Source organism: Streptomyces sp. NBC_00289 (genome assembly GCF_041435115.1).
In the GTDB taxonomy this organism is placed as follows: Bacteria; Actinomycetota; Actinomycetes; order Streptomycetales; family Streptomycetaceae; genus Streptomyces.
This window is the reverse complement of sequence record NZ_CP108046.1, coordinates 2,216,748-2,229,813: the sequence shown is the minus strand read 5'-3', so window position 1 is coordinate 2,229,813 and position 13,066 is coordinate 2,216,748. Positions and strand designations below refer to the sequence as shown.

Below are 13,066 nucleotides of genomic sequence, written 5' to 3'. Positions count from 1 at the left end.
GTCCTCTCGCGAACGCGCGGGTCGGCGAAGCACTGATGTTACTGAATGACGAGTCAGTGGTGAGTCGGTGTCCGAGCCGCTCGGTGCCCGGTCGACGGGCCGGACGGATCACCGTTGGCAGCGTGCGCGACCCCCCTGGGACCGGGCAGGTCCCGCACTGTCGGTCGGGCCGACCATAATGGAACGTCTTACCGACTCCACCTGGAGGTACCGTGGCCGGATTCCGTTCCCTCAGCTCCGGGCTCCGAGCGCTGCGGCCCGTGGCCTTCGGCGCGGACCCCGAGGGTGAGCGCATGGCGCGCATCCGTAGATCGCCCCATTTCAAGGACGGCGTCTTCCAGAATCCCGGGGGCGAGGCCAGGACCCGGCCCTCCGGCTCCATGACGGCGTTCGCGAAGGTCTTCTTCGACAAGGACTCGCGGCCCCGTCGCGCACCCAGCGGCACGATTCCGCTGCACACCACCACCCTCGCCGACATCGCCAGGCCGCCCGCCACCGGGCTGCGGCTGACCTGGACGGGCCACTCCAGTGTGCTCGCGGAGATCGACGGACAGCGGGTGCTGTTCGACCCCGTGTGGGGCGAGCGCTGCTCCCCGTTCCCCTTCGCCGGGCCGAAGCGGCTGCATCCGGTGCCGCTCGCGCTGACCGCGCTCGGTCCGGTCGACGTCGTGGTCATCTCCCACGACCACTACGACCATCTCGACCTGCCCACCATCAAGGCGCTGGCCGGCACGGACACCGTGTTCGCCGTACCGCTCGGCGTGGGCGCCCACCTCGAGCGCTGGGGCGTGTCCCCCGACCGCCTGCGCGAGCTGGACTGGCACGAGACGACCAAGGTCGGCGGGCTCACCCTGACCGCCACCCCGGCCCGCCACTTCTGTGGCCGGGGCCTGCGCAACACCCAGCACACGCTCTGGGCCTCCTGGGTCGTCACCGGAGCCGAGCACCGGATATTCCACAGTGGGGACACGGGGTACTTCGAGGGCTTCCGGGAGATCGGCGCGGCGCACGGTCCGTTCGACGCCACGATGATCCAGATCGGTGCCTATTCGGACTTCTGGCCCGACATCCACATGACGCCGGAGGAGGGAGTCCGTGCCCACCTCGACCTGCAGGGCGGGGATCCGGCCGTCGGTGTCCTGATGCCGATCCACTGGGGCACCTTCAACCTGGCGACACATCCGTGGGCGGAGCCCGGGGAGTGGACGATGCGGGAGGCTCACAAGGCCGGGGTCACCATGGCGGCGCCACGGCCCGGCGAGCCGTTCGAGCCGGCCGACTCGCCGCCCGCGACCCCGTGGTGGCGGGCCGTGGCGCTCGCGCCTGCCGATGGCTGGCCGACCTGGCCACCGGTGGTCTCCGGTCCGGAGCAGGCGCTCGTGGGGGAGTAGCCCGCCGCTGGGCGCACTGAGCCAGTGAGCCACTGAGTCACTGAGTACCGGGCCACTGAGCCCCCGGACCACCGATGCACCGATGCACCGAGCCGCCGTTGCACCGAGATACCGAGCCGCCGAGTGGGACAGGGTCTTGCGGACGGAGACCTCGTCGCTGCGGGAGCCGCCCTCGGTGGCCCGCGTGCTGTTCGTGCCCGCGCGGGAAGAACGCCGGGCTGCCGCAGGGCAAGCACGGCGCTGCTCTGCCCTGCGTCAGGAGGTCGCGAGTCGGGCCCACCGTGCGTCGGCCCGCCGTGTCCTGCGCCGGCGCCCCTGAGGCGGCCCGTCGTGTCGTAGGAGTGGGGTCCGCGAGTTGGCCCGCCGTGCCGGGGGAGTGCGGCTCGCGAGTCGGCCCGCCGTGTCCTGCGCGGGCGGCCCCTGAGGCGGCCCGTCGTGTCGTAGGAGTGGGGTCCGCGAGTTGGCCCGCCGTGCCGGCGGAGTGCCGCTCACGAGACGGTCCGTCGAGCCGTGGGAGTGCGGCGCCCCCGCGCCGTGCCTTGGGAGTGCGACGCTCGCACCGCCCGCGCCGTGCCTTGGGAGTGCGGCGCCCGCACCGCCCGCGTCGAGCCGTGGGAGTCCGATGCGCGCACGTCTCGCCGTGCCACGGCGGAGTGCGATGCGCGTACGTCCCGCCGTGCCGCGGCGGAGTGGCTGCCGACACGGCCCGTGACATCGTGCGGGGCGGGGCCGAGGTGGGCGGAGGTCCCGGAAGCGTTCGGGAGGGCCGGTCGTAGGTGGGGAACGGCGCGGGGCGAGGGACGGGGCGCGAGATGCGCCCGAACCCTCGAATGTGTCGCGCGACCGCTTCTGACCAGGTCTGATCAGTCTCTTCTGCATTCCGAGCGGACGTGAGAATGGCCTATCGGTCTGTCGTACGAGGCCTCATACCAGAGCGGGACGCTCCCTGCGGGACTTTGTCAACTGCCCACCGCACTTGATGGCTTGCCGACTACTGTCAGTGTCCGTCGGGCGACGTAGGGCCTCATTCCTGGGCTCTCTCGACCGGCACAAGCGATGGCGCACGCCCGCGACGCGCGGAGCGCGCGAGCCCAGGCCCCGACCGACGGACCAGTACGAGGACGCCGATGTCTCATCTCCGCGCCCCGGCCGCCCGTGCAGACCGCCGTGAGGGCGGACGGCACGGCCGGCCGCCGGCCGCCCGCACCGCACCCGGGCTGCCCGAGACCCACATACGTCCCCAGCTGATGCGTCTCGCCGTGCTGCCACCCGTCGCGGTCGCCCTCAGCGCCTGCGCGGCCCTTCTGTTCACCCTGCGCTCCACCGGCACCCATCTGGGCCTCACGCTGTGCGGAGTGCTCGCGGGCGCGGCCTCGGTGGCCCTCGCGGGCATCCTGATCGCCGCGGTGGCCGCCGACCGCGCCGCGACCTCCGTACGCGACCGCATCGGCGCCCTGCGCCGCGGCAACGCCCGCGGCGAGGCCGAGCTCCGGGCCCTGGTCGAGGCCCTCCGCCGGGGCGAGGGCCCACCACAGCGAAAGGCGCGCAGCGGTCCGCCCGCGGACGCCGACGACTTCGAACTGCTCGCCGCCGACCTGGCCCGTGCGCACGACGGCGCCGTCACCGCCGTCGTGCAGGCGGCACAGCTCTCCAGCCAGGCGGGCAGCGAACAGAAACTCGAGGTCTTCCTCAACCTCGCCCGGCGCCTGCAGTCGCTGGTGCACCGCGAGATCTCGATCCTCGACGAACTCGAGAACGAGATCGAGGATCCCGACCTGCTCAAGGGCCTGTTCCACGTCGACCACCTCGCCACCCGCATCCGCCGCCACGCCGAGAACCTCGCCGTGCTCGGCGGTGCGGTCTCCCGGCGCCAGTGGAGCAACCCGGTGGACATGACCGAGGTGCTGCGCTCCGCCATCGCCGAGGTCGAGCAGTACTCGCGGGTCAAGCTCGTCCCGCCGATCGACGGCACCCTGCGCGGCCACGCCGTCGCCGACGTCATCCACCTGCTGGCCGAACTCGTCGAGAACGCCACGGTGTTCTCCGCCCCGCACACCCAGGTCCTGCTGCGCGCCAACCTCGTCACCTCGGGCCTCGCCGTCGAGGTCGAGGACCGCGGACTCGGCATGCCCGTCGGGGAACAGCACCGGATGAACGCCCTGCTCGCCGACCCCGACCAGGTCAATGTCGCCAGCCTGCTGGCCGACGGCCGCATCGGGCTCTTCGTCGTCTCCCAGCTCGCCAAACGGCACGGGATCCACGTCCGGCTGCAGAACAACATCTACGGCGGGGTGCAGGCCGTACTCGTCGTCCCGCAGGCGCTGCTGGGTACGGCGCCGGGTGCCGGCGGGACGTTGGGCGGGCAGTCGGTGCAGGAGACGCCGGGCATCCCGGGGACGGCCTTGCCTCAGGGGTCCCGGGGGCTTGAGGGGCAGCAACGCCAGGGGCAGGGTGCCTCGGGCGTTCCGGGGGCGGTGTCCGGGGCACCGGGGCCGTCGGTGCCGGCGCCCCGACGGCACGCGCAAGCCGGGTCCGGGTCCGGTGCGGGGAAGCGGGAGGCGTCCGCCAGACCTCCGAACGATCCGCGCCCGGGACAACGGGAGAGCGGCCGCTCCGCGGCGCCGATGGCCGGGAACGGCGGTCCGGCCCCGTTGCCCCGGCGCGGCGCCCACGACGAGCGGCCCAACCCGGCCGAGGCGCGGCCCGGTATCCGGCCCGACGACCGGCGGGTCGTCGCGGAGCACACGGCCACGCCGCCCACGCCTCGGGGCGCCGGCACCGTGCGCGGCACCATGGAGAGACCCCAACTGCCCCGGCGCCGCGCCCAGGAGCACATCGCGCCCCAACTGCGCGACGGCCCCGCACCCCGCCTGGAAACCGACCAGCCGGCCGGGCACGACCCGGGTCTGATGGCGGCCTTCCAACGAGGTGTCGGACTTGCCGAGGCCCAGCAACACCTGGAGACGACGTACACCGAGCCGACGCCCCCCACCAACCCGGCAGCCATGGAGACCGGCCACATGGAGTCCGTCCCCATGGAGTCCGCCCACACGGAGCACGTCCCCACGGAGTCGACGATCAGGAGCTCGCCGTCGGCTTTGGACGGGTCCCCACATGGGCGCGAACCCTATGACTCCGCCCCACTTCATGGACGTATCGGCCACGGGTGAACGGCCCATGGATGTCCGGCCGGTCGACGCGTCGGACCGCGACGTGCCGGCCCTGGACGCTTCCCACGCGGGCGCGAGCCTCATGACTCCGCCGCACTTCGTGGACGTATCGGCTACTGGGCAGCGACCCATGGCAGAGCCACCCATGGACGGACGCCCGACCGGCGAGCGATCGACGGGTGAGCGACCCATGAACGGGCGAGCCATCGGGGAGCGGTCGGTGGACGTGTCCCGTCCGGACGGGTCCGCCCTGGACGCCCCCGGCATAACCGACACGCGTCCCGCGCACGCGTCCGCGCCCCATGAGGCGCGCGGAGTGCGGGACGGCGTGGCCGCGCCCGGCCGCGACCGCCTCGACCACACCACCCGGCACGACGGGAGCGCCCCGGCCGGATGACCACCCCCCTCTCCACCCCCACGCCCAGCGCTCCCGCAGACCTTCGTACCTCAAGGAGTCGATCCACCATGGCGAGCGAAGCGCCGACCGGCCATGTATCCGATCTCGACTGGCTGATGAGCGGCCTCGTGCAGCGCGTACCGCACACCACCAGCGCGGTTCTCCTCTCCTGCGACGGGCTGGTGAAGTCGGTCCACGGCCTCGACCCGGACAGCGCCGACCACATGGCGGCCCTGGCCTCCGGGCTCTACTCCCTCGGCCGCAGCGCCGGCGTCCGGTTCGGCGACGGCGGGGACGTCCGCCAGGTCGTCGTCGAGCTCGACTCGACCCTGCTGTTCGTGACCACGGCCGGCTCCGGCACCTGTCTCGCCGTCCTGGCCGGCCGCGAGGCCGACGCGGCGGTGCTCGGCTACGAGATGGCGATGCTGGTCAAGAGCGTGCGCCCCTACCTGGTGACGGCGCCCCGGCAGCACGCCGTCGAACCGTCGGCGATGAGGCCTTGAGCGTGGCGACGGCCGGTGACGGGCCCTGGCTCGACGACGCGGCCGGTCGGCTGGTGCGCCCCTTCACGGTCAGCAACGGTCGCACCCGGCCCAGCGTCGTCTTCGACCTGCTGTCGCACGTGCGGGCCACCGGGGCCACACCCCTCGGCTATCTCGGTCCGGAGCACGCGCAGGCGCTCGACCTGTGCCGCGCGCCCGTCTCGATCGCCGAGGTCGCCGCCCATCTCAGGTTGCCCGCGGTGGTCACCAAGGTGCTGCTGTCGGACCTCGTCGACTGCGGGGCGCTGACCACCAAGCCACCCGAGTTCCACCACAACCCGACTGACCGGGCCCTTCTGGAGGCAGTGCTCGATGGACTACGACGACAGCTCTGACCCCTTCCCCACCGCGCTCAAGATTTTGGTGGCCGGAGGGTTCGGAGTGGGCAAGACGACCTTCGTGGGCGCGGTCAGCGAGATCGCGCCCCTCAGCACAGAGGAGCTGCTCACCACGGTCAGTGCGGCGACCGACAACCTCGACGGCATCGAGAACAAGGTCGAGACGACGGTGGCCATGGACTTCGGCCGCATCACCCTCGATCCGCAACACGTCCTGTACCTGTTCGGCACGCCCGGACAGGAGCGGTTCTGGTTCATGTGGGACGAGCTCTCGGAGGGCGCGCTCGGCGCGGTCATCCTGGCCGACACGCGGCGGCTGGAGGAGTGCTTCGCCGCAGTCGACTTCTTCGAACAGCGCGGCGTCGGCTTCATCGTCGCGATCAACGAGTTCGACGGCTCCTACCGGTACGACCCGGAGGAGGTCCGCGCCGCCATCGACCTCGACCCGCAGATCCCCGTCGTGCGCTGCGACGCCCGGATCTCCAGCTCGGGCGTACAGACCCTGCTCACCCTTGTCCGGCATCTCATCGCCCATTCTCCCGCCCCCGCGCCGAGCCACGGTGCCCACATGTGACCCCCGCACACCCCCGTACACCCGCCACGGAGCCCTTATATGACCCACGTCCACAGTGACGGAGCCCGCCCATGAGGTACGACCCGTCACGCCCGGCCGGTCGTCTGCTGCTCACGCCGGAGGACAAGGAGGCCCCGGCCCGGGCCCTACGGCTGCGCAGACTCGGCCTGGGGGGCGGCCCCGACCCCGTGCTGGACTCCTTCGCGGACCGCCTCGCCGAGTGCACCGGAGCGCCGTACGCCATGGTCAACTTCATCGGCGAGAAGGGTCAGTTCTTCGCGGGCCTGCACGCCCCGGCCACCGGGCCCGTCGCGAAGAGTGACGGCACCAGACCTCGGGTCGGGCGGTCCATGCCGCGCGACCATGGTTTCTGCCCCCATGTGGTGGTCCGACGCAAGGCGCTGGTCCTGGAGGACGTCAGCGACTACCCGCGGTTCGCGGGCAATCCGGTGGTCGACGAGTTCGGTATGCGTTCGTATCTCGGCGCCCCGCTCATCGACACCACGGGCATGGTGCTGGGGACGGTGTGCGTCGTCGACGTCGAGCCGCGCGCCTGGGGGAAGGCGGGTCTGGAGACCATCAAGTCGACCGCGGCGGATCTCGCGGCACGGCTGGAGCGGCGGGCCGACGACGGATTCCCGCTGTGAGCCACTGGGATAGGCGACCGGTCTAGTACCCGCCGGCCGACCGGCCGTACGCTCTTGGCATGGGACGGACCAGTGACGCCAGGGAGAAGATCGTCAGCGCCGGGCGGACACTCATCGAGGCGCGCGGCTACTCGGCCCTGGGGGTGGCCGAGATCTGTAGGACGGCCGGGGTGCCGAAGGGGAGTTTCTACTACTTCTTCGAGTCGAAGGAGGCCCTCGCGCTGGCCGTCGTGGACGAGCACTGGGCGGTCCAGAAGGAGGACTGGACGCGCGTACTGGGCAGTGAGGCGGAGCCGCTGCGAAGACTGCGGCGGCTGTTCGAGGAGACGGAGGCCGGTCAGCGGGCGGGCCGGGAGAGCTGCGGTGCCGTGTCGGGCTGCATGTTCGGCAACCTGACCCTGGAGCTGAGCAACCAGACCGAGGCGATCCGCGCCCGCCTGCAGGAGATCTTCGAGGCACAGGTCGACATGGTGGACGCGGTCGTCACCGAGGCCCGTGCACGCGACGACGTCGCCGTGACCGACAGCCGGGAAGCGGCGCGGTCCGTCGTCGCCCAGCTCGAGGGCCAGGTGATGTTCGCCAAGCTCTACAACGACACGGGCCGGATGGCTCCGCTGTGGCAGAACTGCCTGGCCCTGCTGGGGGCCGCCCCGGTCGCGCACTGACCCCGTCCGGCCGGGCGGTCACGATCGTGGCGCGACCCGACGTGCCCCCGCGCTCTCAGCGCTCGCGCGCCGCCCGTCGCCCGCGCCTCACTGGCCTCGCCAGATGTTGTCGAAGGCAGCGTCCTCGATGGAACGCCGCTGGCGTACCGACTCCAGTTCCGTCACCGCCTCGCCGACCGTGGCCAGTACGGTCACGACCGCCTCGTCCGTGAGGTCCTCGAAGTCGTCCGCGGGCTTCTCGTCGATCCCGAGGGAGGCTGCCAGGGCGGCCAGTACGGGCTCGTCCGCCGCCCGGCGTGCCTCGGCCTGGCGCCGGGCCGGCGAGTCGACCAGTTCCCTCCGCCCGGTCGCGACGGGAATCCAGCGGCCGCGTGCCCGGGTGACGAGTCCGTCCCTCTCCAGGTCGGCGTGGTAGGCCGAGGACAGCCCGCGGCCCCGGCGCCACAGCCAGTCCTCGACCGACTCGTAGGGTTCCTGCCGGACGAGCGCCGACGCGGCCTGGTCCAACAAGTGGTCGTCCGTCGCCGGATGAAGGGCGGGCACGATGCGGTCGCCGTCCAGGGTGAGGGATTCGGCTCCGAGGAGGTCGATCAGCTCGGCTCCCGCGAGCGCGAGGGAAAGATCACCCTGCTCCACGGGACGACCGGGCGCCGTCCCCATGGCGACGATCAACAGATCCCGTGCTGTGGTCATGGGAGGCTCCCCGTCGGTAGACCGGTTTCGGGCGGCAGCGCCGGGCCGGGTCTCCAGTACCTGTCGTACGTCCGATGGTGTCGTCAGGGTCCTGAAGGTTCCGTCGCCCGGGCCGGGGCGCTGTCCAAGGTTGTGCTGTTGCGCTGTCGTGCTGTTTGCGCTGTCGTGCCGGGGCGAGTGTCGCACGACCACCATGGCGCGCGGGATGCCGATCCGCAGGACGGCGCTGCTCGGGACGGTACCGCTCGGGCCGGGAGTATTCGGCGGCCCACGTCAGACGGTGGAGCCGGACCGGTCGCCCGGGTCGTTGGGGTGGGGCTCGAGCGGGGTGACGGTGAGCGACATCCACGGGCGCAGCGGCAGCGTGCCGAGTACCTTCTCGTGCAGTTCCTCCTCGTCGGCGGCACGCCACACCCCGATGCTGCGCAGTTCGCCGACCGGGCGCCACAGCCGCGCCAGGTGGCCGTCGGCGGCGAGTTCCGCGGCGCGGACGGCTTCGGCGGCACGCCGTCGACCGACCTCGTCCTGGCTGGTGCCCTCGGGCACGGTGGTGGTGATCTGGACCAGGAACTCTCGCATGATCTCTCTCCGTTCGCGCACGCACCGGCAGGCCGCCGCGACGACCGCGGGCCGGCGGTCACCGCACTTCCTTCCGCGGCCGGTGAAGGCGCGCGACCACGGTGACGCGCGACCACGTCGACACGCCGCCGCCGGAATTCCGTGCTCCCATCGTGGGCCCACACCGGCCCGGCCGCCACGACCAGCTTCCTCCCTGCTGAGAGGTGCGGCCTCCCAGCCCGCGTAGCATGGCGGTCGTGGAGCTGCGCCAACTGCGGTACTTCGTCGCGGTCGCCGAGGAACTCAATTTCGGCCGGGCCGCCGAGCGGCTCCTCATCGCCGGACCCTCTCTCTCGCAGCAGATCAAGGCGCTCGAACGCGACCTGGGGGTACGGCTGTTCGACCGCGACCGCCGCTCGGTGACCCTCACTCCGGCCGGAGCCGCGCTGCTTCCGCACACCCGCGCCCTGCTGGAGCGGGCCGACGACCTCCGGCACCGGGCCGGCCGGCTGTCGGGATCGCGGCCGGTACGCCTGGGCTATGTCAACTGGCTTCCCGCGGACCTCGCCGTGCGCACCGCCGAGGTGGCGCAGGTGCACGTCGACGCCTGGGTCGCGCCCTCCCACACCCAGGCCGACCGCGTCGCCGCCGGCAGCCTGGACCTCGCCGTGTGCTGGGTACGGAACGAGGATCTGGCACAGCGCGGACTGCGGGCCCGTCTGATCGGCGCCGACCGGCTCTACGCCGTTTCCGTGGGCGGGGACACCGGTGCCGTGGCCGCAGCGGACACCGTCGTCCTCCTCGACGACGACACCGCCTCCTGGTCGTCCTGGAACGCCTACGCCGAAGCGCTGTCCCGCGACACCGGGGCCCGTGCGCTGCGGATCTCCGACGGCGGCGTCACCGGGCCCGCCTTCTTCGACCACGTGCGCCGCTCCCGCCGTCCGCTCGTCAACTGCCCCAAGGGACAAACCACTTCACTGCCGCCCGATCTGGTGCGGCGAGAGATCGTCGCGCCGGAGGTCCACTGGACCTGGTCACTCGTCCGGCGCGAGAACGAGTCCCGGTCCGCAGTCCTCGAGATCGCCGACGTCCTCTGCGGAGGGGACGGCGACCATGGGATCCACGCCCCGGACGTCTGGCTGCCCGACGACGACCCGCACCGCCTGCCGACTGCCTGAACGCCTGCCGCCGACTGCCTGGGCCGCTTCCGGCCCCCAGAACGTCCGCAGGCTGCCTGGGGCTGCTTCCGGCGTCCGGAACGTCCGCCGACCGCCTGGGGCCGCTTCCGGCCTCACGTCCGCCGACCGCCTGGGTGCTGCCCCCGGACTCCGGAACGCTCGCCGACTCCCTGAATGCCTGCCGCCGGCCTTTGCACCACCCGCCGCCGACTCCCAGAGCACCTGCCGCCGACCCCCAGAGCACCCGCCGCCGACTCCCAGAGCACCTGCCGCCGACCCCCAGAGCACCCGCCGCCGACTCCCAGAGCACCGCCGCGTCGGCGCTCTGAGCTGCGCTGCGAGCCCCTGCCTACCAACTGGGAGGAACCAGGTCCCGGGCGGAGTCCCGTCGGCCTTTGACTTCGTTCTGCGGGCGACCTAGCTTCCAAATAGTCGACCGGTCGGCTAGTGATCGGTCGGAGTCGGACTCCCCTCTTGGAGAAGGTCGTCATGAGCTCTCAGAACCAGAAGGTCGCCCTCGTCACCGGAGCCTCGCAGGGCATCGGTGCCGCTCTCGTCGACGCCTACCGCAAGCTCGGTCACGCCGTCGTGGCCACCTCGCGCACGATCGCCCCCTCCGACGACGTGGACCTGGTGACCGTCCGGGGCGACATCGCCGACCCGGCCACCGCCGAGCGGGTGATCGCCGCCGGACTCGAGCGGTTCGGCCGTATCGACACCCTGGTCAACAACGCGGGCATCTTCGTCGCCAAGCCGTTCACCGACTACACGGCCGACGACTACGCCGCGGTGACCGGTGTGAACCTGGCCGGGTTCTTCCACCTCACCCAGCTGACGGTCCCGCACATGCTCGCCCAGGGCGGCGGCCACATCGTCAACATCACCACCAGCCTGGTCGACAACGCGGACGCCGACGTCCCCTCCGTCCTGGCCTCGCTGACCAAGGGCGGTCTGCAGTCCGCCACCAAGTCCCTCGCCATCGAGTACGCCACCCGGGGTATCCGCGCCAACGCCGTGTCGCCCGGCACCATCAAGACCCCCATGCACGCGGAGGAGACCCATCAGGCCCTCGCCGCCCTGCACCCGGTGGGCCGGATGGGTGAGGTGAGCGACATCGTCGATGCCGTGCTCTACCTGGAGACGGCCCCGTTCGTCACCGGCGAGATCCTGCACGTCGACGGCGGCATGAGCGCCGGCCACTGATCCCCCGAAGGAGCGCCCGCGATGGACGACAGCAAGAAGACGTCACACGCCACCGACAGCACGGCGGACGACGGAGAAGTGATCCTGCGCGGTGTCCTCGACCGGTGGAAGGCGGGTGTCGACGCGCACGACCCGCAGCGGGTGGCGGCCGCCTTCACCGAGGACGCGATCTTCCAGGGGCTGCACCCGTACAGCGTGGGACGGCAGGGCGTCGCCGACTACTACGACTCCCAGCCCCTCGGTCTGCGGGCGGAGTACCGCGTCCTGGAGACCCGACGGCCCGCGGACGGCCTGGTGCTCGGCTACCTGGACGTCGACTTCTCCTTCACCGACCGGCCCACGCTGGGGGTCAAGCTCTCCGTGCTGGTCCAGCGGACGGACGACGGCTGGTACATCGGCCACCACCAGGTCTCCCGCCTCGACTGACGGACCCTCACCTCGTGCGCGTACGGCACCCGGCGACCCGGCATGCCGTGCCGGGTCGCCGGGTGCCGTACGGGGTGGGGTGGGTGTGAAGCGCAGCTGTGGCGCCGCTTAAGAAAGTCTCGATGGACCGGGCGGCACCGGTGCGGCAGATTGCCAGGTGATTCCACCTCACCCCCTCCCCGGAGCGGCTGCCTCGGCGTGCCCGGACCCGGGACCTCACCCACAGGAGCCGTAGCGTGAAGGCGCTGGTCAAGGAGAAGGCGGAACCCGGGCTGTGGCTCGCGGACGTTCCGGAACCCGCCGTCGGACCCGGCGACGTACTGATCAAGGTCCTGCGGACCGGCATCTGCGGCACCGACCTGCACATCCGGGCCTGGGACGGCTGGGCGCGGCAGACGATCCGCACTCCCCTCGTGCTCGGGCACGAGTTCGTCGGCGAGGTGGTGGAGACCGGCCGGGACGTCACCGAGATCGGCGTGGGCGACACGGTGAGCGGTGAGGGCCACCTGGTGTGCGGCAAGTGCCGTAACTGCCTCGCCGGACGCCGGCACCTGTGCCGGGCCACGGTCGGACTGGGCGTCGGCCGGGACGGCGCCTTCGCCGAGTACGTGGCGCTGCCCGCGTCCAACGTGTGGGTGCACCGGGCGCCGGTGGACCTCGACGTCGCCGCGATCTTCGACCCGTTCGGCAACGCGGTGCACACCGCCCTGTCGTTCCCGCTGGTCGGTGAGGACGTCCTGATCACCGGTGCGGGACCGATCGGCCTGATGGCCGCCGCCGTCGCCCGGCACGCCGGCGCGCGCAACGTCGTGATCACCGATGTGAGCGAGGAACGGCTCGAGCTGGCCCGCAAGATCGGGGTGAGCCTCGCGCTGAACGTCTCGCAGTCGACGATCGCCGACGGTCAGCGCGAACTGGGCCTGCGCGAGGGCTTCGACATCGGCCTGGAGATGTCCGGCCGCCCCGAGGCCATGCGCGACATGATCGCCAACATGACGCACGGCGGCCGGATCGCGATGCTCGGCCTGCCCGCCGAGCAGTTCCCGGTCGACTGGGCCCGGATCGTCACCTCCATGATCACGATCAAGGGCATCTACGGCCGTGAGATGTTCGAGACCTGGTACGCGATGTCGGTCCTGCTCGAAGGCGGACTCGACCTCGCCCCCGTGATCACCGGCCGGTACGGCCACCGCGACTTCGAGGCGGCGTTCGCCGACGCGGCGAGCGGCCGCGGCGGCAAGGTCATCCTCGACTGGACCCTCTGAGGACGTAAGGAACCGA

Annotated in this window: 14 protein-coding genes; 12 read left to right on the top strand and 2 right to left on the bottom strand. The window is 71.9% G+C overall.

All coding sequences use genetic code 11. The annotated features are described in order from the left end of the window. Positions 1-212 precede the first annotated feature (212 nt). From OG985_RS10615 to OG985_RS10580, 8 genes are all read left to right on the top strand, one after another. Positions 213-1,391 (top strand): MBL fold metallo-hydrolase, encoded by a 1,179-nt coding sequence (locus tag OG985_RS10615; RefSeq protein ID WP_371668023.1) that lies wholly within the window; start codon positions 213-215, stop codon positions 1,389-1,391. Positions 1,392-2,518: 1,127 nt separating this feature from the next. Beyond that, on the top strand, positions 2,519-4,561 hold the full coding sequence (locus OG985_RS10610; RefSeq protein WP_371668022.1) for an ATP-binding protein: 2,043 nt from the start codon (positions 2,519-2,521) through the stop codon (positions 4,559-4,561). A 190-nt stretch (positions 4,562-4,751) separates the two neighbouring features. Further along, positions 4,752-4,958 carry a hypothetical protein gene (locus OG985_RS10605; RefSeq protein ID WP_371668021.1) on the top strand — a complete coding sequence of 69 codons (207 nt, stop codon included), beginning with the start codon at positions 4,752-4,754 and terminating at the stop codon, positions 4,956-4,958. 68 nt (positions 4,959-5,026) lie between these two features. Continuing rightward, positions 5,027-5,461, top strand: coding sequence for a roadblock/LC7 domain-containing protein (locus OG985_RS10600; RefSeq protein WP_371668020.1), 435 nt, complete (start codon positions 5,027-5,029; stop codon positions 5,459-5,461). A gap of 2 nt (positions 5,462-5,463) precedes the next feature. After that, positions 5,464-5,835: a DUF742 domain-containing protein gene (locus OG985_RS10595; protein WP_356037987.1), complete on the top strand. Its 372-nt coding sequence runs from the start codon at positions 5,464-5,466 to the stop codon at positions 5,833-5,835. After that, complete coding sequence (locus OG985_RS10590; protein WP_371668019.1) at positions 5,813-6,412, top strand: ATP/GTP-binding protein; 600 nt, start codon at positions 5,813-5,815, stop codon at positions 6,410-6,412. The genes OG985_RS10595 and OG985_RS10590 overlap by 23 nt, the downstream gene beginning before the upstream one ends. A 71-nt stretch (positions 6,413-6,483) precedes the next feature. After that, a complete protein-coding gene (locus OG985_RS10585; RefSeq protein WP_371668018.1) occupies positions 6,484-7,059 on the top strand; it encodes a GAF domain-containing protein in 576 nt (191 codons plus the stop codon). Between the two features lie 59 nt (positions 7,060-7,118). Continuing rightward, on the top strand, positions 7,119-7,724 hold the full coding sequence (locus OG985_RS10580) for a TetR/AcrR family transcriptional regulator (protein WP_371668017.1): 606 nt from the start codon (positions 7,119-7,121) through the stop codon (positions 7,722-7,724). A gap of 87 nt (positions 7,725-7,811) precedes the next feature. Here the strand turns inward: OG985_RS10580 and OG985_RS10575 are convergent, their stop codons facing one another. After that, positions 7,812-8,417 carry a GPP34 family phosphoprotein gene (locus OG985_RS10575; protein WP_371668016.1) on the bottom strand — a complete coding sequence of 202 codons (606 nt, stop codon included), beginning with the start codon at positions 8,415-8,417 and terminating at the stop codon, positions 7,812-7,814. Between the two features lie 273 nt (positions 8,418-8,690). Then, on the bottom strand, positions 8,691-8,996 hold the full coding sequence (locus tag OG985_RS10570; protein WP_371668015.1) for a muconolactone Delta-isomerase family protein: 306 nt from the start codon (positions 8,994-8,996) through the stop codon (positions 8,691-8,693). A 227-nt stretch (positions 8,997-9,223) separates the two neighbouring features. Here OG985_RS10570 and OG985_RS10565 point away from each other — a divergent pair, with 227 nt between their 5' ends. The 4 genes from OG985_RS10565 to tdh all read left to right on the top strand — a co-directional run bounded on the left by OG985_RS10565 (position 9,224) and on the right by tdh (position 13,050). Beyond that, a complete protein-coding gene (locus OG985_RS10565; RefSeq protein ID WP_371668014.1) occupies positions 9,224-10,156 on the top strand; it encodes a LysR family transcriptional regulator in 933 nt (310 codons plus the stop codon). Positions 10,157-10,645: 489 nt separating this feature from the next. Next, positions 10,646-11,359 (top strand): SDR family NAD(P)-dependent oxidoreductase, encoded by a 714-nt coding sequence (locus OG985_RS10560; protein WP_371668013.1) that lies wholly within the window; start codon positions 10,646-10,648, stop codon positions 11,357-11,359. A 21-nt stretch (positions 11,360-11,380) separates the two neighbouring features. Continuing rightward, positions 11,381-11,785 (top strand): hypothetical protein, encoded by a 405-nt coding sequence (locus tag OG985_RS10555; protein ID WP_371668012.1) that lies wholly within the window; start codon positions 11,381-11,383, stop codon positions 11,783-11,785. 236 nt (positions 11,786-12,021) lie between these two features. Beyond that, positions 12,022-13,050, top strand: coding sequence for an L-threonine 3-dehydrogenase (gene tdh, locus OG985_RS10550; RefSeq protein WP_371668011.1), 1,029 nt, complete (start codon positions 12,022-12,024; stop codon positions 13,048-13,050). Positions 13,051-13,066 lie beyond the last annotated feature (16 nt).